Origin of the sequence: Planotetraspora kaengkrachanensis (genome assembly GCF_016862895.1) — a bacterium.
Taxonomy (GTDB): Bacteria; Actinomycetota; Actinomycetes; order Streptosporangiales; family Streptosporangiaceae; genus Planotetraspora; species Planotetraspora kaengkrachanensis.
This window is the reverse complement of record NZ_BONV01000005.1, coordinates 186,537-206,274: the sequence shown is the minus strand read 5'-3', so window position 1 is coordinate 206,274 and position 19,738 is coordinate 186,537. Positions and strand designations below refer to the sequence as shown.

23 protein-coding genes are annotated in these 19,738 nt (G+C 71.5%); 12 read left to right on the top strand and 11 right to left on the bottom strand.

Going from position 1 to position 19,738, the window contains the following annotated elements; translation table 11 throughout:
* Positions 1–11 precede the first annotated feature (11 nt).
* From Pka01_RS09245 to Pka01_RS09230, 4 genes are all read right to left on the bottom strand, one after another.
* Positions 12–395 carry a hypothetical protein gene (locus Pka01_RS09245; protein ID WP_203882211.1) on the bottom strand — a complete coding sequence of 128 codons (384 nt, stop codon included), beginning with the start codon at positions 393–395 and terminating at the stop codon, positions 12–14.
* Positions 396–461: 66 nt separating this feature from the next.
* Positions 462–1,313 carry an ABC transporter permease gene (locus Pka01_RS09240; protein ID WP_203882210.1) on the bottom strand — a complete coding sequence of 284 codons (852 nt, stop codon included), beginning with the start codon at positions 1,311–1,313 and terminating at the stop codon, positions 462–464.
* Positions 1,310–2,311, bottom strand: coding sequence for an ABC transporter ATP-binding protein (locus Pka01_RS09235; protein WP_203882209.1), 1,002 nt, complete (start codon positions 2,309–2,311; stop codon positions 1,310–1,312). The genes Pka01_RS09240 and Pka01_RS09235 overlap by 4 nt, the downstream gene beginning before the upstream one ends.
* 211 nt (positions 2,312–2,522) lie before the next feature.
* On the bottom strand, positions 2,523–3,095 hold the full coding sequence (locus tag Pka01_RS09230) for a TetR/AcrR family transcriptional regulator (protein WP_203882208.1): 573 nt from the start codon (positions 3,093–3,095) through the stop codon (positions 2,523–2,525).
* A gap of 86 nt (positions 3,096–3,181) precedes the next feature.
* On the opposite strand from Pka01_RS09230, the gene Pka01_RS09225 reads away from it, so the two are divergent.
* Positions 3,182–3,553, top strand: coding sequence for a DUF4267 domain-containing protein (locus tag Pka01_RS09225; protein ID WP_203882207.1), 372 nt, complete (start codon positions 3,182–3,184; stop codon positions 3,551–3,553).
* Positions 3,554–3,593: 40 nt separating this feature from the next.
* Positions 3,594–4,088, top strand: coding sequence for a cupin domain-containing protein (locus tag Pka01_RS09220; RefSeq protein WP_203882206.1), 495 nt, complete (start codon positions 3,594–3,596; stop codon positions 4,086–4,088).
* Between the two features lie 19 nt (positions 4,089–4,107).
* On the opposite strand, the gene Pka01_RS09215 is transcribed toward Pka01_RS09220, so the two are convergent.
* Positions 4,108–5,007 carry a LysR family transcriptional regulator gene (locus tag Pka01_RS09215; protein ID WP_203882205.1) on the bottom strand — a complete coding sequence of 300 codons (900 nt, stop codon included), beginning with the start codon at positions 5,005–5,007 and terminating at the stop codon, positions 4,108–4,110.
* Between the two features lie 71 nt (positions 5,008–5,078).
* On the opposite strand from Pka01_RS09215, the gene Pka01_RS09210 reads away from it, so the two are divergent.
* Both Pka01_RS09210 and Pka01_RS09205 read left to right on the top strand, forming a co-directional pair.
* Positions 5,079–5,966, top strand: coding sequence for a dihydrodipicolinate synthase family protein (locus tag Pka01_RS09210; RefSeq protein WP_203882204.1), 888 nt, complete (start codon positions 5,079–5,081; stop codon positions 5,964–5,966).
* 102 nt (positions 5,967–6,068) lie between these two features.
* Positions 6,069–7,469, top strand: a complete 1,401-nt coding sequence (locus Pka01_RS09205) for an amidase (RefSeq protein ID WP_203882203.1) — start codon at positions 6,069–6,071, stop codon at positions 7,467–7,469.
* Between the two features lie 19 nt (positions 7,470–7,488).
* On the opposite strand, the gene Pka01_RS09200 is transcribed toward Pka01_RS09205, so the two are convergent.
* On the bottom strand, positions 7,489–7,911 hold the full coding sequence (locus Pka01_RS09200; protein WP_203882202.1) for a nuclear transport factor 2 family protein: 423 nt from the start codon (positions 7,909–7,911) through the stop codon (positions 7,489–7,491).
* Positions 7,912–7,997: 86 nt separating this feature from the next.
* On the opposite strand from Pka01_RS09200, the gene Pka01_RS09195 reads away from it, so the two are divergent.
* Both Pka01_RS09195 and Pka01_RS09190 read left to right on the top strand, forming a co-directional pair.
* On the top strand, positions 7,998–8,567 hold the full coding sequence (locus tag Pka01_RS09195) for a PadR family transcriptional regulator (RefSeq protein ID WP_203882201.1): 570 nt from the start codon (positions 7,998–8,000) through the stop codon (positions 8,565–8,567).
* The gene (locus tag Pka01_RS09190) at positions 8,554–9,453 is read left to right on the top strand and encodes an SGNH/GDSL hydrolase family protein (RefSeq protein ID WP_203882200.1); all 900 of its coding nucleotides are present in this window, start codon (positions 8,554–8,556) and stop codon (positions 9,451–9,453) included. The genes Pka01_RS09195 and Pka01_RS09190 overlap by 14 nt, the downstream gene beginning before the upstream one ends.
* On the opposite strand, the gene Pka01_RS09185 is transcribed toward Pka01_RS09190, so the two are convergent.
* Positions 9,416–10,159, bottom strand: a complete 744-nt coding sequence (locus Pka01_RS09185; RefSeq protein ID WP_203882199.1) for an SDR family oxidoreductase — start codon at positions 10,157–10,159, stop codon at positions 9,416–9,418. The two genes, Pka01_RS09190 and Pka01_RS09185, sit on opposite strands and share 38 nt — an antisense overlap.
* Before the next feature lie 218 nt (positions 10,160–10,377).
* Between Pka01_RS09185 and Pka01_RS09180 the strand changes: the two genes are divergently transcribed.
* Together Pka01_RS09180 and Pka01_RS09175 are read left to right on the top strand one after the other, a co-directional pair.
* The gene (locus Pka01_RS09180) at positions 10,378–10,746 is read left to right on the top strand and encodes a cupin domain-containing protein (RefSeq protein ID WP_239114850.1); all 369 of its coding nucleotides are present in this window, start codon (positions 10,378–10,380) and stop codon (positions 10,744–10,746) included.
* Positions 10,747–10,757: 11 nt separating this feature from the next.
* Positions 10,758–11,633, top strand: coding sequence for an NAD-dependent epimerase/dehydratase family protein (locus Pka01_RS09175; protein WP_203882197.1), 876 nt, complete (start codon positions 10,758–10,760; stop codon positions 11,631–11,633).
* On the opposite strand, the gene pdxR is transcribed toward Pka01_RS09175, so the two are convergent.
* Positions 11,623–13,080, bottom strand: coding sequence for a MocR-like pyridoxine biosynthesis transcription factor PdxR (pdxR, locus tag Pka01_RS09170; protein ID WP_203882196.1), 1,458 nt, complete (start codon positions 13,078–13,080; stop codon positions 11,623–11,625). The two genes, Pka01_RS09175 and pdxR, sit on opposite strands and share 11 nt — an antisense overlap.
* Positions 13,081–13,510: 430 nt before the next feature.
* Here pdxR and Pka01_RS09165 point away from each other — a divergent pair, with 430 nt between their 5' ends.
* Positions 13,511–13,921, top strand: coding sequence for a VOC family protein (locus tag Pka01_RS09165; RefSeq protein ID WP_203882195.1), 411 nt, complete (start codon positions 13,511–13,513; stop codon positions 13,919–13,921).
* A 145-nt stretch (positions 13,922–14,066) separates the two neighbouring features.
* Positions 14,067–15,698, top strand: coding sequence for a phosphodiester glycosidase family protein (locus Pka01_RS09160; protein ID WP_203882194.1), 1,632 nt, complete (start codon positions 14,067–14,069; stop codon positions 15,696–15,698).
* A 72-nt stretch (positions 15,699–15,770) separates the two neighbouring features.
* Here the strand turns inward: Pka01_RS09160 and Pka01_RS09155 are convergent, their stop codons facing one another.
* The gene (locus Pka01_RS09155) at positions 15,771–16,190 is read right to left on the bottom strand and encodes a LysR substrate-binding domain-containing protein (protein WP_239114849.1); all 420 of its coding nucleotides are present in this window, start codon (positions 16,188–16,190) and stop codon (positions 15,771–15,773) included.
* A gap of 122 nt (positions 16,191–16,312) precedes the next feature.
* Entirely contained in the window at positions 16,313–16,867 is a 555-nt protein-coding gene (locus Pka01_RS09150) for a hypothetical protein (RefSeq protein ID WP_203882193.1), read from the bottom strand.
* 131 nt (positions 16,868–16,998) lie between these two features.
* Here Pka01_RS09150 and Pka01_RS09145 point away from each other — a divergent pair, with 131 nt between their 5' ends.
* Both Pka01_RS09145 and Pka01_RS09140 read left to right on the top strand, forming a co-directional pair.
* Entirely contained in the window at positions 16,999–18,216 is a 1,218-nt protein-coding gene (locus Pka01_RS09145) for a sensor histidine kinase (protein WP_203882192.1), read from the top strand.
* Complete coding sequence (locus Pka01_RS09140) at positions 18,213–18,884, top strand: response regulator (RefSeq protein WP_203882191.1); 672 nt, start codon at positions 18,213–18,215, stop codon at positions 18,882–18,884. The genes Pka01_RS09145 and Pka01_RS09140 overlap by 4 nt, the downstream gene beginning before the upstream one ends.
* On the opposite strand, the gene Pka01_RS09135 is transcribed toward Pka01_RS09140, so the two are convergent.
* Positions 18,845–19,552 carry a hypothetical protein gene (locus Pka01_RS09135; RefSeq protein WP_203882190.1) on the bottom strand — a complete coding sequence of 236 codons (708 nt, stop codon included), beginning with the start codon at positions 19,550–19,552 and terminating at the stop codon, positions 18,845–18,847. The genes Pka01_RS09140 and Pka01_RS09135 overlap by 40 nt on opposite strands.
* Between the last annotated feature and the right edge of the window lie 186 nt (positions 19,553–19,738).

Below are 19,738 nucleotides of genomic sequence, written 5' to 3'. Positions count from 1 at the left end.
AGACGGAATGTCTAGGTGAGGCCGCCGATGACCCGGTAGCTTGCGAGAGTGCCGCCGGCATCCACGAAGACCTCCACTGGAACCCCGGAGGCGGCGAGGCGCACTCTCCATCCCCCGTCGTCCGGTGTCGCCTCCGTGACGACGCAGCCGGCGGATTCGACACCGAGAGCGGCATGGCAGAGGTCCCGTGACAGTTCGATCGCGCGAGTGAGGTCGATCCGGCGGTCGCGCCGCCTGGCGCGCCACCGCTGGAGATACCGCGTGGTCGCGGTGAACGGGGCGACCGCCGCCGCGCCGACGACGCCGGAGGCGGCGTACTCGGCGAGCGTCCGCAGCACGTCCGCCGTTTCGCCCGGCCCGAGGGTCGGGTCGTCCTGCCGCGCGTACGCCTGCATGCGCAACTCGCTGACACCTGCCGCTCTGATGCCACGGAGGAGCCACCCGGCCGCCGGCCCGCACGCCTACATGACGCGCTGCATCGCCTTCTGCCGCCGGACCTCGACGGCGGAGCCCGACTCGCGGCGAGCCATCCGCCGCAGCACCACCGGCGCGAGCAGGAGGCCCGCGACCGCCCACAGGCCGAGGACGCCGATCGTCTCCAGGTGCCGCCAGGACTCGCCGACTTCGGCGGCCGCCAGGGCGTCCGGCAACATCGCCGAGCGCAGGCCCAGCCCCAGCCAGTAGAGCGGGAAGGCCTGGGCGACCCACTGCAGCCACTCGGGGAAGGCGCTGATCGGGTAGAACACGCCGGAAAGGCCGATGAGCAGCATCGTCGGCAGCGAGACGAAGCCCATGCTCTGCGCGGTGTTGAACACCGAGCCGAGCACGGCGCCGATCGGCAGCAGCGCCACCAGGCCGAGCGCCAGCACCCAGACCAGCGTCAGCCACGACGACACCCGGCCCAGCTCCAGCCCGTCGAACAGGAACACCGCGGGGATCAGCGGAACGAGCAGCCCCACCACCGCCATCCCGGCCCGGCTGAGCAGCTTGCCGGTGAGGTAGCCGACCATGCCGTTCGGCGTCGCCTTGGCGCGCAGCAGCGTGCCGTCCTCACGGTCCATGGTCAGCGACAGGCCCAGCGCCAGCATGCCGTTCATGACGACGTTCATCCCCAAGACGCCGGGGACGGACTGGGAGCTCAGCGAGAAGCCGGTGCCCGGCACCGTGTTGTTCCGCAGCAGGAACATGACGACCAGCGCGATGACCGGGAAGAACATCACCGACCAGAGGTCCTGCCCGTTGGTCATGCTCTGCCGGAACTCGATCCTGCCGCGCTGCAGGCCCGCGCGTACGGCGGCCGATCGGGGGCTCATCGCGCCACCTCCGTCAACTCGCTCGGCGCCTCCGTACGCCGTCCGGTCTCGAATTCGTGCACCAGCGTCATGTAGACGTCCTCCAGACTGACCCTGCGCACCTCCAGGTCGCCGATCGCCTCGCCGTACTCGGCGAACAGCGTGCGCACGCGGCCGGTCGCGTCCTCGACCGACTCCACGTGGTGCTCGCCGTCCCTGCTGTACCTGACCTCGGCCCTGCCGGAGACCCGCGTGGCAAGTTCCGAGGCGCTGCCGTCGGCCACGATCCTGCCGCCCGCCAGGATCACGATCCGGCCGGCCAGCCTGTCGGCCTCGTCGAGGTCGTGCGTCGTGAGCAGGATCGCGGTGTCCTCCAGCTCCGACAGGCGCTGCACCAGCTCATGAAACTCACGCCGCGCCTGGGGGTCGAAGCCGACGGTCGGCTCGTCGAGGAACAGCAGGTCCGGCCGTCCCACCAGTCCGATGGCCACGTCGAGCCTGCGCCGCTGGCCGCCGGAGAGCGTGCCGATCACCGCGTTTGCCCGGTCGGTCAGGCCCACCAGGTCGAGCAGTTCGCCGGTACCGTACGGCCTGGCCCGGCGCGGCGTGCCGTACGGGAGGTAGAAACGGCCGAGGTGGTCCAGCAGCTCGCCGACCCGCCATTTGCCGTGGTCGCGCCAGGACTGCAGCACGATGCCGAGCCGTGCGCGCCACGCCTCGTCGCCGTCGTCGGGATCGACGCCGAGCACCCGCACCTCACCCGCCGAACGCCGGCGGAACCCCTCGAGGATCTCGATGGTCGTCGTCTTCCCCGCGCCGTTCGGGCCCAGGAGGGCCACCACCTCGCCCTGGTGCACCCGGAGGTCCACCCCGTGGAGCACGTCGACCGACCCGTAACGCATGCGCAGGCCGGTGGTCTCGATGACCGGTTCGGCGTGCGGCGAACCGCCGGCACGCGGAGACGGGGGGAGTGGGCGAACGGAGACTCCTTGCCTGTGGTCGTTTTCACCTGCATCCATGCCTTCAAGCGTCTCATTGAAGCGCCCTTTGAAAGTTCTGGCGCTGATCACTTCTCTGCAGTGGAGATACGTGCGTGAAACCCTCAAACCGCGGTGCCAACCGACGTGGCGGTGAGCCGCGCGGCGCCGCCCCCTTTCGATCATGCGGGCGCTGAACGACGGCCGGTCTGCCGTCGCCGCGCACCGGGGCGCCGCGGCCCGAATCGGCCGGTCAGCCGGAGAAGCGGCTGATCAGCAGCGCCAGTCGCCGCTCGTGGTCGGCATGCCGGAGCCTGCCGTTGCGCATGAGCGTGACAAGCCCGTGCAGCCCGCTCCAGAAGGTCTCGGTGAGCGTCTCCAGGTCGTCGTCCCGCACCAGCGGCCGAACGGTCTCGAGCAGTTCGCCGAAGGCCTCCCGCAGGGCGGGTGGCGCCTCGGCGGTCGCGAAGGGCAGGTCGACGGCGTGGGTGAACATCGCGTCGTACAGCGCGGGCCGCCGCTCGGCGAACAGGGCGTAGGCGGCGCCGACGGCCGCGAGGGCCTCGCGTGGGTCGGCGACCGCGGTGCGCGCCGCGCGCAACTCACCGGCGAGGTCGGCGAAGCCCTCCACCGCGACCGCGGCCATGATGGCGTCCTTGCCCTTGAAGTGGCTGTAGAGGACCGGCTGGCTGTACTCGATCTCCTCGGCGAGGCGCCGCGTGGTGACCGCGTCCCAGCCCTCCGATTCGGCCAGTTCCCGCGCGGCCGTGACGATCAGCCGTTCCCGCTCTGCTCGCTCGCGCGCCCGGCGCGTCTGGATGGACATGACGCAATTCTAGTGCCGCTAGTGCTCCTGTCATAGCTATGTTAGTGTCGCTCTTAGATCTAGCACTGCTAGCAGGAGAGACGCCAGTGATCACCCCCACCGCGTACGGATTGGCCATCGTGCTCGACGTCTTCGTCGTCGTCATCGGCGCCCGCTTCCTCCTGTCGCCCCGCGCCGCGGCCGCCGGCTACGGCGTCCCCGCCAAGAAGGACGGCGACGCCGCGTACCTCACCATCAAGGGCCTGCGCGACTTCGGCTACGGCCTGCTCGGCCTCGCCCTTCTCGTCTTCGCGAGCGCCCGCGCCGAGGCCTGGTTCATGCTCGTGGTCGCGCTGGTCCCGCTCGGCGACACCCTCGTCGTCCTGCGTAACGGCGGCACGAAGGCGGTCGCGTTCGGTGTCCACTTCGCCACCGCCGTGGTCGTCCTGATCAGCGCCGCCCTGCTGTTCGCCATCTGAACGACCGTACGGAACCCCTCTCAAGCAAGGAGCCACCCCGATGTCGCTGATCGTGCCGAACTTCGACGAGTCCGTGATCGTCCGATCCGCAGAGGCGGAAGTGATCGGCCGGGCCCCGACCACCATCCGGCTGCTGGCCGACAGCAGCTCGACCGGCGGAGCGTTGTCGACCCAGCGGGTCAGCCTGGTCGACGGCGCCGACGGTGCGAAACCGCACCGCCATGACGGTTCGGCCGAACTGTTCTACATGCTGGACGGCACCGCGCAATTGTTGTCCGGCGAGCAGGTGGTGACCGCCGAGCGTGGCGACCTGATCATCGTGCCTCCCGGCCACGCGCACGCCTTCGCCGCCGCTCCGGGCGAGGACGCCGACATCCTCATCGTCATCACGCCCGGAGTCGAACGGTTCGAGTACTTCCGGCACCTGGAGCGCATCGCCTACGGGAAGGTGCCGCCGGAGAGCCTGCTCGAGGTCCAGGAGCTCTACGACACCTACTTCCTCAACAGCTCCGCCTGGAACGAGGTCAGATCCTGAAGGGCGCGGATCGGCGGGTTCATTCGCCGAGGAACGCGCTGGTCGAGAGGCGGAGCGCGGACACGAACGCGGCGACGGCCGGGTGGGTGGCCGCGCCCCGCCGATATGCGATGCGGGTTCTGCGGCGGGTGGGCAGCGGGATGAGACGGACGCCGGCAGGCGGCTGTGCGGCGGCGAGCTGAGGCACCAGCGAGACGCCTTGGCCGGCCGCGACCAGGGCGAGCACGGTGGCGAAGTCGTCGGCGTGGTGGCGCGCCCGGGGCGTGAAGCCGGCGGCGCGGCAGACGTGCAGCGTGACGGTGTGGCAGAGGGTGCCGGGACCGGCCATGATCCAGGCGGCGTCGCGGACGTCCCGAAGCGGGTCGGCGCCCTCGGTGGTGGACTCGGTGGCGGGCACGGCGAGGAACACCGTTTCGTCCAGCAGCGGCGCCGCGTCCAGGGCGGCGTCCGGCTTGACCGGCACGACGTCGTAGTCGTGAAGCAGCCCGACGTCGAGTCGACGCTCGCGCAGGGCGGCGGGTACGGCGACCGGGTCAAGCTCGCTCACCATCAGTTCGAGCCCCGGATGACGGCGGCCGAGCGCGACGAGCGCCGCCGGGAGGAGGGTGCGGACCGCGGTCGGGAACGCGCCGATGCGCAGCGGGCCGGCCAGGCCGGTGCCCACCGCGGCGAGCGCGGCCGTCGTCTGTTCCAGGGCGGCGAGGACGGTCTCGGCGTGCCGTACGAGAATCCGGCCGGCCGCGGTGAAGGCGACGCGCCGCCCGGTGCGCTCCAGGAGCGGAACCCCCGCCTCCCGTTCCAGCACGGCCATCTGCTGTGAGACCGCCGACGCCGAGCAGGTGTGCGCCTGCGCGACGGCGGCGATCGTGCCGAGGCGGGACAGGTCGCACAGCAGCCGGAGTCGGCGCACATCGAGCATAAGAACAGCTTACGGTTCAGCCCGGAAATGCGAACTGGACCTTATCGGTCCACATCCCAGACGCTGGTGCCATGACGCTTTCCGGAGTGCACGTACCGCTGATCACCCCGTTCGACGGCACCGGTGCCGTCGCCTTCTCCGCGCTGGAGGCCCTGGCGCACGAGGTGCTGGACGCCGGCGCGGCCGGCATCGTGGCCCTGGGCACCACCGCGGAACCGGCGTCGCTGGACGCCGCTGAACGCCGTGGCGTCGTCGACGTGATCGCGCGGGTCTGCCGTGAGCGCGCGGCTCCCCTTCTGGTCGGCGCCGGGACCGTGGACGAGGTGAAGGCGCTGAGCGAACGGCCGGAGGTGACCGCGGCGCTCAGTCTGGTGCCGCCGTTCCTTCGCCCCGGCGAGGCGGGGGTCATCGCGCACTTCGCCGCTCTCGCCGCGGCGAGTCCCGTCCCGCTCGTCGTCTACCACGTCCCGTACCGGACCGGGCAGGAGTTGCGCGCGGACGCCATCCGGCGGCTGGCGGGCCTGACCGGTGTGGCCGGCATCAAGTACGCCGTCGGCGGGATCGGCGCCGACACCGTCGAACTGCTGGCGGATCCGCCCGCCGATTTCGCGGTGCTGGGCGGCGACGACGCCTTCATCTCGCCTCTGCTGGCGCTGGGCGCGCACGGCGGCATCCTGGCCTCGGCGCATGTCGCCACGGCACGGTACGTCGAGCTGGCCGGCGCCTGGCACGCCGGCGACGTCGCCCGGGCCAGGTCGCTCGGTCATCGCCTCGCCGTCCTGTCGAGCGTGCTGTTCGCCGAGCCCAACCCCACGGTCGTCAAAGCGGTCCTGCACGCTCAGGGCCGCATTCCGGCCGCCACGGTGCGGCCGCCGCTCCTGCCGGCCGGGCGCGGCACCGTACAGGCCGCGTTGCGGCACGTCGAGACCTTGTCCGAGCTCGCGCCGCCGGTCCACTGACCGGACCCGCACCAGGGCGGCTGACACCGCCGGGAAAGACAAGACTGCTCTTTCCCGGCCTTCCCTTCTAGATTTCCCGGCACGGCAACCGAGGAGGACGCGGTGACGGAGCTGTGGGAACTGGGCGCGTGGGATCTGGCGAAGCTGATCCGCGAGGGGCAGGCGTCGTGCGGAGAGGTGGTCGAGGCGCATCTACGGAGGATCGACCAGGTGAACCCCCGCGTGAACGCCGTCACGGCCACGCTGGGGGACGAGGCGCGCGCGGCGGCGTCCGCCGCCGACGCGGCGCGCGCACGAGGTGAGGACGTCGGCCCCCTGTGCGGTGTGCCGCTGACGGTCAAAGAGAACATCGAGGTCGCGGGTTCGGCGACGACGCTGGGGATCGCCGCGCTGAAGGACGCGCGGGCGCACGCCGACGCGCCTCCCGTCGCCGAACTGCGGGCGGCGGGGGCGATCCCGATCGGCCGGACGAACATGCCCGAGTTCGGCATGCGCTGGCACACCGACAACGCGCTGCGCGGCGCGACCGTCAACCCCTGGTCGGCGGGGCACACGCCGGGCGGCTCGAGTGGCGGGGAGGCGGTCGCGGTGGCGACCGGCATGTCACCGCTCGGGATCGGGAACGACGGCGCGGGCTCGTTGCGCTGGCCCGCCCAGTGCTGCGGCGTCAGCGCGTTGAAGCCGACATTGGGCAGAGTCGCGCAGGTGGGGGAGGAGGCGGGCCCGACGCCTTTCGCCTTCCAGTTGCTCGGCGTCCACGGCCCGATCGCCCGCCACGTCCGGGATCTGCGCCTGGCGTTCGACCACATGTGCGGCCGCCCCGGAGGTGACCCGTGGCATGCGCCGGCGCCCCTGGACGGTCCGCCTCCGCCCGTGCCCCTGCGGGTCTGCGTGGTGACAGATCTCGACGGAGCCGAGACGGCCCCGGAGGTGGCCGGCGCGCTGACGCGCGCCGCGCGGATCCTGGGCGAGAACGGCTATCTCATCGAGGAGGGCCGCGCCCCGGCCCTCACCCGCGCGAGTGAGATCTTCACGCAGATCATGTCGGCCTACGGCAGGGTGCATCGCGAGCAACCTCCGGTCGAGGCGATCGCGTCCCCCGGGTTCGTGCGGTTCTGGCAGGAGTTCGAGCCCGTGTGGACGCGAGCCGCCGGAGAGCAGGCGTTCGACCCGATGATGGAGCGGGCGTCCATCGCGCGGCTGTGGAGCGCCTGGATGAGCCGCACTCCGCTGGTGCTCGCGCCGATCCGCACCCGTCCGGCCTTCCCGGTCGGCTCGGATCTCGATTCCCGATGGCTGGCCGACTGGCCGGAGACGATGCGGACGGCCGTGGCGGTCAACCTCCTCGGGCTGCCCTCGGTCGCCGTGCCCGTCGGGCATGCCGGCTCCCTGCCGCAGGCCGTACAGATCATCGGCCCGAGGTTCCGCGAGGACCTGTGCCTTGCGGCCGCCGCGGTGATAGAGGCGGCCACCGGCACGCCGACGCCGATCGACCCCCGCTGAGCGCGGACGGAACGCCCTCTCAGCGGGGGTCGCCGGGCCCGCCGGCGGTCAGCCCGGCGAGGACCGCCTCACCCAGTGCCTGGACGGCGGACTGCGGGCGGACCATCACCGTGATCTCCCTGATGCGGCCGTCGTCGCCCATGTGGAGCAGGTCGATGCCGTGGATCTGCTTACCGCCGGCGACGGCTCTGAAGAGCAGGACCTCCGACGGGGACTCCACGCCGTCGGCGCTCGTCTCGGAGGCGCCGGTGTGATGGCCGATGTAGCGGAAGTCCTCGAAGGTGCGGAACAGGACCTTGAACAGGTCCAGCACCGCGGCCCTGCCCTCGAAGGGCCGGTACTTGACGGGGCTGTACAGGCGGATGTCCTCGCTGAACAGGTCGGTCAACGCGGCGAGGTCCCGCTCGTCGACGGCGGCGCGGAAGCGATCAGCAGCGGTCATGACGTCTCCTGAAGAATCATGAATAGTCCTATTTATGAGTATCATCTGAACTGGCTTCGTGACACCCGTGCGGAGGAGGAGATCCGATGGCGTTGCGGCACGCCGTGCTGGCGGCGCTTCTCGACGAGGAGCTGAGCGGATACCAGCTGACCAAGGCGTTCGACCTCGGCGTGGCGAACTTCTGGCATGCCCAGCCGCAGCAGTTGTACGCCGAGCTCACCCGGCTCGAGCGGGACGGGCTGGTCACGGGCCGGGAGGTGGTCCAGGACACGCGGCCCAACAAGCGGCTGTTCCGGGTCACCGACGCCGGCCTGGCCGAGCTGGAGCGCTTCACGTCCCTCGCCGCCAAGCCCTCGTTCATCCGCGACGACCTGCTGGTGAAGGTTCAGGCCGCCGACCACGTCGACGCCGGCACGCTGATCGCGCAGCTGACCGAGCGCGCCGCCTTCGCGCAGGCCAAGGTCGATCTGTTCGGCAGGCTGCTGCGCACCATGCGGGGGGACCGCGCCGAGGAGGATTTCCTCCGGCACGGCGAGTGCATCGGCCCCTATCTGACCTGCCTGCGCGGCCTCGCGTTCGAGCGGGGCAACCGTGACTGGTGCGAACACGCGGCCGCCGTGCTGCGGGACAGGCAGGGCGCCCGTGTCCAGGACTGACGCGGGTCATCTGCGCTATGTGGCCCTGGGCGACAGCCAGACCGAAGGCCTCGGCGACGGCGACGACCTCACCGGCCTGCGAGGCTGGGCCGACCGGCTCGCCGAGAACCTCGCCCGGCGCAGCCCTGAGCTCCGGTACGCCAATCTCGCCGTACGAGGACGGCTCGCGCGGGAGGTCCGCGACGGGCAGCTCGCCCCGGCGCTCGCCCTGGAGCCCGACCTGGCCACCGTGGTCGCGGGCGTCAACGACCTGATGCGCCCGCGGTTCGACGCCGACGAGGTCGCCGGGCACCTGGAGGCGATGTTCTCCGCGCTCACCGCCCAGGGCGCCCTCGTCGCGACGCTCACCTTCCCCGACCTGACGCTGCTCATTCCGCTGGCACGGCCACTGAGCTCACGCGTGACCGCACTCAACGCCCGGATCCGGGACGCGGCCCGCCGCCACGGGGTCGTCGTCGCCGAGACAAGTGGTCACCCGGTGGTCACCGATCCCCGCCTGTGGAGCGTGGACAGGCTGCATGCCGGTCCGCTCGGTCATCAGCTCATCGCGGACGCGGTCGCCCACGCGCTCGCCCTGCCCGGCAGCGACGACTCCTGGACGAGTCCGCTGCCCCTCGAGGGGCTCCCGGCCGCTGGGCGGCGCACCGTCGGCGGTGAACTGCGCTGGGCGGGCACCTTCCTCGGCCCCTGGCTGGGCAGACGTCTTCTCGGCCGCTCATCCGGTGACGGCCGCACCGCCAAACGACCGCAACTCCTGCCGGTGCGGCCGCCGCAGGACGGCGCTTCAGAAGCGGACCCGCCCCTCAGCCAGGGCCCACTTGACGAGGGCCCACTCGACGAGGGCCGACTCAGCCCCGGCCGACGAACGGCATCGCCGTCGCCGTGACGGTCAGGAACAGCACGTTCGCGTCGAGGGGGAGCTTCGCCATGAAGAGCACGGCCTCCGCGACATGCGCGGAGTCGAACGTCGGCTCCGCGACGCGCGTGCCGTTCGCCTGGACGGCGCCTCTGGCGAAGGCCTCGGTCATCTCGGTGGCCGCGTTGCCGATGTCGATCTGGCCGCACGCGATCCGGTAGGGGCGGCCGTCGAGGGAGATCGACTTCGTCAGGCCGGTCAAGGCGTGCTTGGTGGCGGTGTACGCCACGCTGCCAGGACGGGGGGTGTGCGCGGACACGGAACCGTTGTTGATGATCCGCCCGCCCTGCGGCCGCTGCTCCTTCATCGCCGCGACGGCGTGGTGCGCACACAGGAACGCGCCCGTCAGGTTTGTGTCGACGGTGCGGCGCCAGTCGGCCACCGAGATCTCGTCGACGGCTCCGGGAGAGCCGAAGGTGCCCGCGTTGTTGAAGAGCAGGTCGACCCTGCCCCACTGCTCGCGCACCCGGGTGAACAGGCCCGCCACGGATTCGGGATCGGTGACGTCGGTGGGCACGACGAGCGCGTCCGGTCGTTCTTCAGCCGTCTCGCGCAGCGCCTCCTCCCGGCGGCCGGCGAGCGCGACCCGGTACCCGGAGTCGAGGAGCGCCCTGCTGACCACCCGGCCGATCCCTGAACCAGCGCCCGTCACCACAGCGATGTCACCGGCCGTCATCGTTCCTCGCTTCGCGACGTGGGGGCCTCTCCGGCTCCCCTAAGTGGATCATGCCCGATGCCGCTCGCGACGGCGCACTCCAGCGTGGACGGCCTGCCGCCGCGATGGCTCCGAGCAGAAAGTGGTACATCAGAACAACCGGGAAGTGGACTATTTCTCTGGACCGCTTCGCCACTAGCGTCGACGACATGGACATGAAAGGCAATACCGTCTATACGGTGCTTCATCACGGGGCGCCGCCCAAGCTTCCCGATCCCGCCGAGGAGATGACCGCGCTCATCGAACTGCCGCCCGGTGACCCCGGCTCCCCGCCGCACCGGCACTCGGGACCGGTGTACGGCTACATGCTCGAAGGGGAGATGATCTTCGAGCTGGAGGGCGAGCCGGCGCGGGTGGTCCGCGCGGGCGAGGCGTTCTGGGAGCCCGGTGGCGACGTCATCCACTACCAGGCGGCCAACAACCTGTCCGACTCGTGGAGCCGGTTCGTCGTGGTCATGTTCTGCGTGCCCGGTGTGCCCATGCTCACCTACGTCGGCGACGAGGAGCTCGAGGCCCGCCGGGACCGCCGCGCTCCCCGGCCGAACTGATGGCGGCGGGCATGCGGATCTTTCTTGCGGGAGCGACGGGGGTCATCGGCCGCCGGATGGTGCCGCTGCTGGTCGAAGAGGGGCACGAGGTCACCGCCCTCACCCGGAGGCCCGACCGGGCCGCCGCGTTGCGCGCGTCAGGCGCGGAGCCGGTGGTGGCCGACGCCCTCGACCCCGCGAGCCTCGCCGCCGCCGTGCGAGAGGCCGCGCCTGACATCGTGATGCACCAGCTCACCGACCTGGCCACGGGCGACTTCGCGGCGAACGCGGCACTGCGCAGGCAGGGCACCCGCAACCTGGTCGACGCGTCACTCGCCGCCGGCGTACGCCGCATGGTGGCACAGAGCATCGCGTGGATCTACGAGGCGGGGGACGAGCCGGCCGACGAGACGGCCCCGCTCGATCTCGCCGCACCTGGGGAGCGGGGAACCAGAGTGGCGGGCGCGGCGGCACTGGAGTCGGCCGTCCAGGAGATGCCCGAGTGGATCGTGCTGCGCTACGGGGAGTTCTACGGCCCAGGGACGTGGTACGCGCCCGACGGTCTGGTCGCGGACATGGCGCGGGCGGGGCGACTGGCCGCCAAGGACGACGTGGTCTCCTTCGTGCACGCCGACGACGCCGCCACCGCGGCGGTCCTGGCGCTCACCTGGCCCGCCGACTGCGCGGTCAACGTGTGCGACGACGAGCCTGCGCCGGGCCGGGAGTGGGTGCCCGCCTTCTGCGCGGCCGTGGGGGCGCTGCCTCCGCCGCCCGCGGACGCCGGCCGGCAGGGGTGGGCGCGCGGAGCGGACAACCACTTCGCGCGCAAGCACCTCGGCTGGGCGCCGAGATATCCGTCGTGGCGGGACGGCTTCGCGGGGCTCGCCGGCGACCCCGTCACCCGATGACGCCTGGCGGCCGGCCGACCAGCGTGACCAGCAAGTCGAGCGCCTGGCGCCAGGCGTGTCGCGGCGGCGTGGCGTAGCCGATGACCAGGGCGGCGGGCCGCTCTCCGCCCGCCGGGTGCCAGTAGCCCGCGGTGTGCAGGCCGTGCAGGAGCAGCCCCGCATGCTCCGCCGCGGAGACCAGTTCGCGCTCGGCCGCCGCCGAGGAGACGGGCAGCAGCGCGTGCAACCCGGCGGAGACGCCCGTGAGCAGCGTGTCTGTGACCCCTGCCAGCCGCTCGGCCAGCTCGTGACGGCGCCGCCGGTAACCCAGCCGGGCCCGCCGTACGTGCCGGTCGTAGCCGCCGCTCGAGAGCAGGTCGGCGAGCACGAGCTGGTCGATCACGGGGAGCGCCGAGCCGGTCTCCCGCATGGTCCGCAACAGGGGACCGCGCAGCGGAGCGGGCACCACCAGCCAGCCGAGCCGTGCCCCCGGCGCCAGGGTCTTGCTGGTGCTGCCCGCGTAGATCACCCGGTCGGGCGCGAGCGCCTGCATCGCGCCGACCGGTTGCTGGTCGTAGCGGAACTCGCCGTCATAGTCGTCCTCGATCACGTAGGCGTCGTTCCGCCTGGCCCAGTCGATGAACGCCGAACGCCTCCCGGGCGCCAGCACCACGCCCCACGGGTGCTGGTGGGCCGGAGTGAGCAGCGCGACCCTCGTACCGGCGGGGAGGCCAGACGGATCCGCGCCCTCCGCGCCGACCTCCAGCGGCACGGGATCGAGCCCCGCCGCGGCCAGCAGCTCGCGGTGGAACACGAACCCCGGGTTCTCGGTCGCCGCGCTCCGGACGCCGAGACGGCGGAAGGTGCGCGCGAGCAGCGCGAGCGCCTGGGTGAACCCCGCGGTGATCACGATCGAGTCCGGGCTCGCCCACACCCCGCGGGTCCGTGAGACGTAGTCGGCGACCGCCAGGCGCAGCGCGGGCATGCCCGCGGGGTCCGGGTAGCCCATCTGCTCGGACTCCATCGCCGACATGACCCGGCGGAGGCTGGAAACCCAGTCCGCGCGCGGAAACGTGCTGACGTCGGGCCGGCCGGGACGCAGGTCGCCCACGGACGCGGCGCGAGGCTTCGCGGGGGCGTGGCCGGCGGCCTCGCCGGTGTCGGACTCCGGCAGCACGCCGGCCACCCGGGTGCCGGATCCGCGTGAGCCCGTCAGCCATCCCTCGGCGATGAGCTGCGTGTAGGCGTGGACGACCGTGCCTCTGGACAGGCCGAGGTCGGCGGCGAGACCGCGGGTGCCGGGCAGCCGAGTACCGGCGGTCAGCCGCCCTGACCGTACGGCCTCGCGCAGGGCGCCCTCCAGGGACCGGCCCACCCCGCCGGCGCCGGTCAGATCGAGTTGAAGATCGAGATGCAGGTCGAGCCCCGACCCGAAGCCGGCCCGGCCATCGTCAGGCGAGCGCCGCATCGACCGCCCCCCTGTCGCGTCGCCGTCCTCCCGCATCTCATGTCATATCAGGCCACGACGAGCCGAGCGGTTCGGGATGGTGCTCCACGCGTCGGATGGCCGGTCGGATGCTCTTGGTGCGGCAGGGCCTATTCGCCTGCCTTCTCGCTGAGGATCTCGGCCCACTTCTTGACGGTGACGACCGTGGCGAACCTCGCGGTCCTCATCTGGTGGCCGGTTTTTCTTGACGGCCACAACCATTGGGCGGAAAAGGCATGACGAGCGCTCACGGTGGGGGACAGGCCGTTCGCTCATGCGGATGATCGAATTCAGGGACGCCTCGTTGAATGAATTCATCCGTGAATGAGCAGCTCGGACGTCTGTGGAATCTCCTGTCTGTGACCTGCTGATATGCAAGGATGCGTTCCGGCCGCTAGCAAAGGAGCTTGTGATGGCCTCACGTCTCAACCCGTACATCAGCTTCGCCGGTAACGCACGGCAGGCCATGGAGTTCTACAAGGACGTGTTCGGCGGCACCCTGGTGCTGAACACCTACGGGAATTTCGGCATGCAGGACTCCCCGGACGCCGAAAAGATCATGCACGGCATGCTCGAGACCGACAGCGGATTCACTCTCATGGGCGCCGACGCCCCGCCGGGAATGGAGCCCGACTTCGGCAACAACATCTCGGTGAGCCTGAGCGGGGACGACGCCGGCGAACTGCGCGGCTACTGGGAGAGGCTGTCCGGCGGCGGCACCGTGTCGGTCCCGCTCGAGAAGCAGATGTGGGGCGACGCGTTCGGCATGTGCGTGGACAGGTTCGGCATCACGTGGATGGTCAACATCGGAGCCCAGGCCTGATCCACTGAGGGTTCATCTCCCCGTCCACCGCCGCACCCCCGCTTTCGTTCGCGTGTTCTCCTGGGCGCGCTGGACTTTCGACTTGATCGTTCAGCCCGGAGCAGGTCACCTGATCCGGGCGTACATCGAGTCTTAAGGATGCGTCATGGACAACAGGCCCGGCAGCGGTCGTACCCGCGCCCGGTTCGCGCTCGGCGTGGCCGCGCTGGCGGTCATCGCGCCGCTCACAGTCTCCGGCGTCGCCGCGGCGGACACGCCGGCCGCGCCCGCCGTCTCCGCCGAGCAGGCCGCCAAGGGCGTCACGGCGCAGTGGACCACGCGGACCGTCGCGCCCGGCGTGGAGGTGCGCACCGGGACCCTCAGGGACTCCGCCGCCGCACCCGGCTGGACCGTCACCGTGCAAGCCGAGGTGAAGGCGCGGTTCACCGGCGCCCAGGCGTGGGCGCCGGTGGGAACGGAGTCGTGGGCGTCGCAGACCGCGGACCGGCTGCGTGCCGCGGGACTGGAGCCGGTGGTGACCAGGATCCCGTGGCCGGGCTACTCGGACACCCCGGACGGCCTCATGGGCGTACGGGTCAGGATCGGCTCGTACCCGACCCAGGACGCGGCGCGCAGCGTGGCGTCGCAGGTCACCGCGGCGGGGTTGCGCAACGTCGTGGAATGGACCGGCTACGACGCCGACCAGCCCGCGGACGTCGAGAACATCAGCGTCGCGGTCATCGACCCGCACAGGTTCCGCGGCACCGTCGAGGCCACCCACGACGGCAACGTGGCCCAGCGCGAGACGACCTCCTCGGTGGCGGCCAGGCTCGGCTCCCTCGTGGGCGTCAACGGAGGCTTCTTCCTCACCTCCGACGCCGACGGCGTGCAGGGCACCATGGCGGGCGTAGGCGCCTACGACGGCGAGCTGACCTCGATGGCGGTGGGCTCCCGCGCGGCGCTGATCCTCCAGGACGGCGGAAGGCACGCCCGGATCGCCGACCTCACCACGACCGTGACCGCACGCGCCGGCCGTGCCGTACACGCGGTCGAGGGCGTCAACCGCACGCCTGGCCTGCTGCGGAACTGCGGCCGTCCCGGCGCGCTGCCCACGTCGGAGCCGCGCCACGACACCACCTGCACCAAGACCGACGACCTGGTGAAGTTCACCGACGACTACGTCCACGCCCTGCCCACCGGCGCCGGCGTGCAGGTGACGCTGAACTCCAAGGGCCGGGTCCTTTCCGTCGGCGGCCGGACCGGCACCGTCGCTCCCGGCCAGACGGTGCTCCAGGGCATCGGCCCGGCGGCCGACTGGCTGACCGAGCACGCGAAGGCAGGCGCGAAGATCTCCGCGACGGAGGACATCCGCGACGGCGACGGCCGCAAGGTCAGGCTGGGCGCGGACGACAGCATCGTCAGCGCGGCCCCGACGTTGGTGGAGGACGGGCGCACGCGCGTCGACGCCGCCACGGAGGGCGTCCTCGACCCGCTGGACCTGTCCTTCGGCTACGCGTGGGCGAACAACCGCCAGCCCCGCACGATGGCCGGCATCGACCGGCACGGCAGGCTGCTGCTCGTGACCGTGGACGGCAGGCTCAGCGGCGGAAGCGAGGGCTTCACCCTCACGGAGGGCGCGGCGTTCATGCGGTCGCTCGGCGCGGTCGACGCGCTCAACCTGGACGGGGGCGGCTCCTCCGCGATGGTGGTGAACGGCGCTCTCGTCAACCGCCCGTCAGACGCGACCGGCGAGCGTCCCGTGGGCGACACTATCCAGGTGCTGCCGCGCACCCGCTGAGCCCGTGAGGGCCGCCCGGGCCTACGCGACGTACGGCCCGGGCGCGCGGCCGGCCGCGGAAGCGGCCGGTGCTCAGCCGGCCGAGGCGTTCCGAAGGGCGGCGAGCAGTCCGTCGAGCGCGGGCCGGCCGAGCGAGGTCTCCCGGACCGCGGCGTGGATGGATCTGACGGGCTCCGGCCCGCGCACCCTGCGCACGACGACGCCGGAGTGGCGATTGGCCAGCCCCAGGTCCGGGATGAGGCTGATCCCGAGGCCCGCGGCGACGAAGCCCTGAGCGGTGGCGTAGTCCTCACTCTCCACGACGTACGCGGGAGTGAATCCCGCCGCGGCGCACCCGTCGAGCACGGCGTCGAGGCAGGGGCCGGGACGTTCGCTGCCGACCCATGGCTCGCCGGCGAGATCGGCCAGGTCGAGGACACGTTTCACCGCCAGCCTGTGCCCCTTGGGCAGGACGGCGCGGTAGGGGTCGTCGAGCAGATGGACGAGGCGCACGCCCTCGTGTAGCCGGCGTGTCGGTGGCGCTGGGGGCGATCGTGCTCGACGAGCGACTGGGGCTCCGCGTCATCGCCGGCATGGTCGTCGTGCTCGTCGGCGTCGGGATGACACGACGGGCCTCACGGTCCGGACGCGCCGGCGCTCGTCGTCTTCTTGGGGAACAACGTGTACGCCAACGGCCAGATGAGCGCGATCAGCGGTACCCGGGCCAGCCCGAGCATGAAGGTCACGAGCGCGGCCGTGCGCACCGGGTCGCCGATCGCCCAGACCGCGATCCCCAGTAGGGCGCACGCGATGCCGTACGCCAGAACGATCCGCAGCCACATGCCCCATTCGTACCGAGCCCTGGCCATTCCGCCCGCGGGCGGCTTCCACGGCGGCGGGCCGCCGGAGAGCCGGTGCGCGGCGACCTGATCGGCCCAGCGGATCGTCCGGCGGCCGAACACGATGGAGTAGGCGAGGTACGCGGCTGCGAGTCCGTGCGTCCACGCGGCCGTGCCACCGCCGCGCAGGTCGATCACCGTCATGACCAGCAGGACGACGTCGACCAGGGGGACGCACAACAGGAGAACGTCGCTCAGGCGCAGCCGCCGCAGCTTGTAGCGGGCGAGCAGGCCGAGACCGAGCAGGACCCAGAACCCGATCTCACATCCGACGATGGTGGCTACGATCACGCTTCCAGCCTGGTCGGCGAGAGCAGGTCCGTCGTCGTCGCCGATGATGAACCCGGCTACATCCTTCTATGTACGGCAGGTCGTGACGAGGGTGGTGCCGTGCGGTGCCCGGACGTGATGCGATGGATCACATGAGTCCACTCCGGCGTGACGTCGCGATGGCGGTCGCCGTGTTCGCCGGCGGCCTGGCCCTCCTCGCCGGCGGCGCGTACGTCCACCGGGGACAGGCTGCGCCGTTGCTCGCCGTACCGCTGGCGGTGGCGTGCCCGGGCGTGGCTCTGCGACGGCGCCGGCCGGTGGCGGCGCTGGTGCTGGGCGTGGCGGCGATCGCGGGTGACATCGCCGTGGGGCCGTCACTCGGCACCGTCCTGGTGTTCACCGACAACCTCTACGCGGCCACGCTGTACGGCCCGTACCGCCTGGCCAGGTGGCTCCTCGCACTCACCTCCGTCCTCGCCGTAGTCGTGGGCGCCGTCGCCGGAGTCGTCGCAAGAGACTGGGGAGCGCTGGCGGTCGGCGGCGTGCAGGCCGGGCTCGTGCTCATCACCCCGGCGCTGACGGCGTTGATCGTCCGGCAGCACCGCGACCAGACGATCGCCGAGCGCGCCCACGCGGTGCAGCTCGCGAGGCTGGCCGAGCTGGACCGGCAGGCGGCCGTCACCACCGAGCGCACCCGCATGGCCAGGGAACTGCACGACATCATCGCCAACCACTTCAGCGCCGTCGCGATCCAGTCGGCGGCGGTCGTTTCGCGGCAGGACCTCGACGCGCGCTCGGTGCGCGAGGTGCTGGAGTCGATCAGGGAGAACAGCGTGCGCGGCATGGCGGAGATGCGCACCATGATCGGCCTGCTGCGGGCGGAGGCCGACGAACCCGAGACGACCCGGCATCGCCTGAGTGACGCACCCGACCTGGTGGAGCGGTCACGCCAGGCGGGAATGGACGTCCGTCTGTCGGTGACGGGGACGCCCCGCGAGCTACCGCCGTCCATCGAGCTGGCCGGGTTCCGCATCCTCCAGGAGTCCCTGACGAACGCGCTGAAGCACGGCACCGGACGGACGGACGTCGCCGTCGAGTACAGGCACGGTGAAATCGTGCTGACGGTCGAGAATCCATGCGCGTCCGAGTCGGCCGGCCTGCCGGGCTCTGGGACGGGCCTGGTGGGCATGACGGAGCGCGCGACGCTCGTCGGTGGCACGTTCACGGCGGGTCGATCCGGGCGGTCCAGCCGGCCGGGCGAGCCTGTGCCGGCCGACGACGGGGATCGGGTCTGGCGGGTCGTGGCGACGCTCGTCGTGGAGTCGCAGCCGTTCGAGGCCAGGCTGATCTCGGCGGAGGACGCGAGGTGATCAGAGTCCTGGTCGCGGACGACCATGCCGCGGTGCGCGCCGGCGTCGTGCTGATCCTGGAGGGCGAGGCCGATATCGAGGTGATCGCCGAGGTGGCCGACGGGGAGGCGGCGGTGCGGACGGCCATGGAGACGCGGCCGGACGTCGTGCTCATGGACATCCGCATGCCGCGGCTCGACGGCATCTCGGCCACGCGCGAACTGGCCGGCGTCGCCGACGTCCTCATCCTCACCACCTTCGACCTGGACGAGTACGTGTTCGGCGCCCTGCGCGCGGGCGCGGCGGGATTCCTTCTCAAGAGCACCGACGCGGACGCGCTGATCCAGGCCGTACGGCTGGTGGCGCGCGGGGACGGGCTGATCTCCCCGTCGGTGACACGCCGCCTCATCGGCGCCTTCGCGCGTACGAGCGAACCCGAGCCCCGCGATCTCGGCGTTCTGACGCCGCGTGAGCGCGAGGTGCTGGCCTGCGTCGCTCGGGGGCTGTCGAACGCGGAGATCGCCCGCGAGCTCGACATGAGCGAGGCGACCGCGAAGACGCACGTCAGCCGCATGCTGGGCAAGCTCGGCCTGCGCAGCCGAGTTCAGGCCGCGATCCTGCACGGAGGTTCGCACGCTGGGGTAGGTCGTCAGAGCCCTGCCTCGCGATCAGGTGATCCGGGCGGGTAGCCGATGGTCTCGAGGGTTTCCTCGAGGGCGGCGAGGTCCGCCTCGGGGTTGATCCGCCTGACCAGGTCCGCGGTCAGCGGGCGGTGCTCGAAGACCTCCCGGATGGCGGCCGGATCGAGCGAGACCTCGAAAAAGTCCTCGGCATAGGCACGGTAGCCCTCCGGGGTGGCGTCGGCGAGCATCGCGAACATCCAGCCTGAGCCGTCGGGGTCGGCCAGGCCGCCCTCCCTCGGGTAGGCGATGTCGCCGCACCGCCAGGCCGGGTCGTCGTGCAGGCGCCACAGGCAGACGGTGGCCGCCAGCACCTTGCCGGTCGGTACGTGGTGGCAGAAGGCCGGTTCGTCGATCTGGGACGCGAACTCGCGGGGGACCGACTCGACCAGGCCGGGCCAGGTCGCGTAGGTGTCGTCGTCACGGTAGGGACTCATCGGGGATTCGTGGTCGAACCCGCGGATGAATGCTCCTGCCCGGGTGAAGACGATCGAGTACTCGTCTCCGCTGCCGGTGGTCATCGCGGCAAGCTCTTCACCCGCGGCCCAGTGGGCGTCGAAGGTGTAGGTGGGGGAGCCGTCCGGACTCAGGATGGCGTCCAGGACGGCATAGGAGCGGCTCAACGCTCGGACGGTCGGGATGCCGGGGAGGCGCTTCGCGAGATCTGCGGCAGTCATTCCCCCATCTAACCGGGCGAGATCACCTTCCGAGGGCGGTCGATAGTGATCTACAATGTAAAGGCGTAGGGTCGGAAAAAATTTGATCTTGAGAAACTCCGAAGCCTCGACTGGACCCCGACGGTGGCCGGCCCGGGATTCGCGCAGACGGAACGCTGTGATCGGCGGGCGTGCGTGCCAGGCTCC

Bases quoted from the DNA above. Each gene is read 5' to 3' on its own strand.
- Pka01_RS09240 (WP_203882210.1), bottom strand. From the start codon at position 1,313: ATGAGCCCCCGATCGGCCGCCGTACGCGCGGGCCTGCAGCGCGGCAGG.
- Pka01_RS09175 (WP_203882197.1), top strand. From the start codon at position 10,758: ATGCGGATCTTTCTTGCGGGAGCGACGGGGGTCATCGGCCGCCGGATG.
- Pka01_RS09230 (WP_203882208.1), bottom strand. From the start codon at position 3,095: ATGTCCATCCAGACGCGCCGGGCGCGCGAGCGAGCAGAGCGGGAACGG.
- Pka01_RS09245 (WP_203882211.1), bottom strand. From the start codon at position 395: ATGCAGGCGTACGCGCGGCAGGACGACCCGACCCTCGGGCCGGGCGAA.
- Pka01_RS09200 (WP_203882202.1), bottom strand. From the start codon at position 7,911: ATGACCGCTGCTGATCGCTTCCGCGCCGCCGTCGACGAGCGGGACCTC.
- Pka01_RS09185 (WP_203882199.1), bottom strand. From the start codon at position 10,159: ATGACGGCCGGTGACATCGCTGTGGTGACGGGCGCTGGTTCAGGGATC.
- Pka01_RS09165 (WP_203882195.1), top strand. From the start codon at position 13,511: ATGGCCTCACGTCTCAACCCGTACATCAGCTTCGCCGGTAACGCACGG.
- Pka01_RS09145 (WP_203882192.1), top strand. From the start codon at position 16,999: ATGAGTCCACTCCGGCGTGACGTCGCGATGGCGGTCGCCGTGTTCGCC.
- Pka01_RS09235 (WP_203882209.1), bottom strand. From the start codon at position 2,311: ATGGATGCAGGTGAAAACGACCACAGGCAAGGAGTCTCCGTTCGCCCA.
- Pka01_RS09160 (WP_203882194.1), top strand. From the start codon at position 14,067: ATGGACAACAGGCCCGGCAGCGGTCGTACCCGCGCCCGGTTCGCGCTC.
- Pka01_RS09195 (WP_203882201.1), top strand. From the start codon at position 7,998: ATGGCGTTGCGGCACGCCGTGCTGGCGGCGCTTCTCGACGAGGAGCTG.
- Pka01_RS09210 (WP_203882204.1), top strand. From the start codon at position 5,079: ATGACGCTTTCCGGAGTGCACGTACCGCTGATCACCCCGTTCGACGGC.
- Pka01_RS09135 (WP_203882190.1), bottom strand. From the start codon at position 19,552: ATGACTGCCGCAGATCTCGCGAAGCGCCTCCCCGGCATCCCGACCGTC.
- pdxR (WP_203882196.1), bottom strand. From the start codon at position 13,080: ATGCGGCGCTCGCCTGACGATGGCCGGGCCGGCTTCGGGTCGGGGCTC.
- Pka01_RS09215 (WP_203882205.1), bottom strand. From the start codon at position 5,007: ATGCTCGATGTGCGCCGACTCCGGCTGCTGTGCGACCTGTCCCGCCTC.
- Pka01_RS09220 (WP_203882206.1), top strand. From the start codon at position 3,594: ATGTCGCTGATCGTGCCGAACTTCGACGAGTCCGTGATCGTCCGATCC.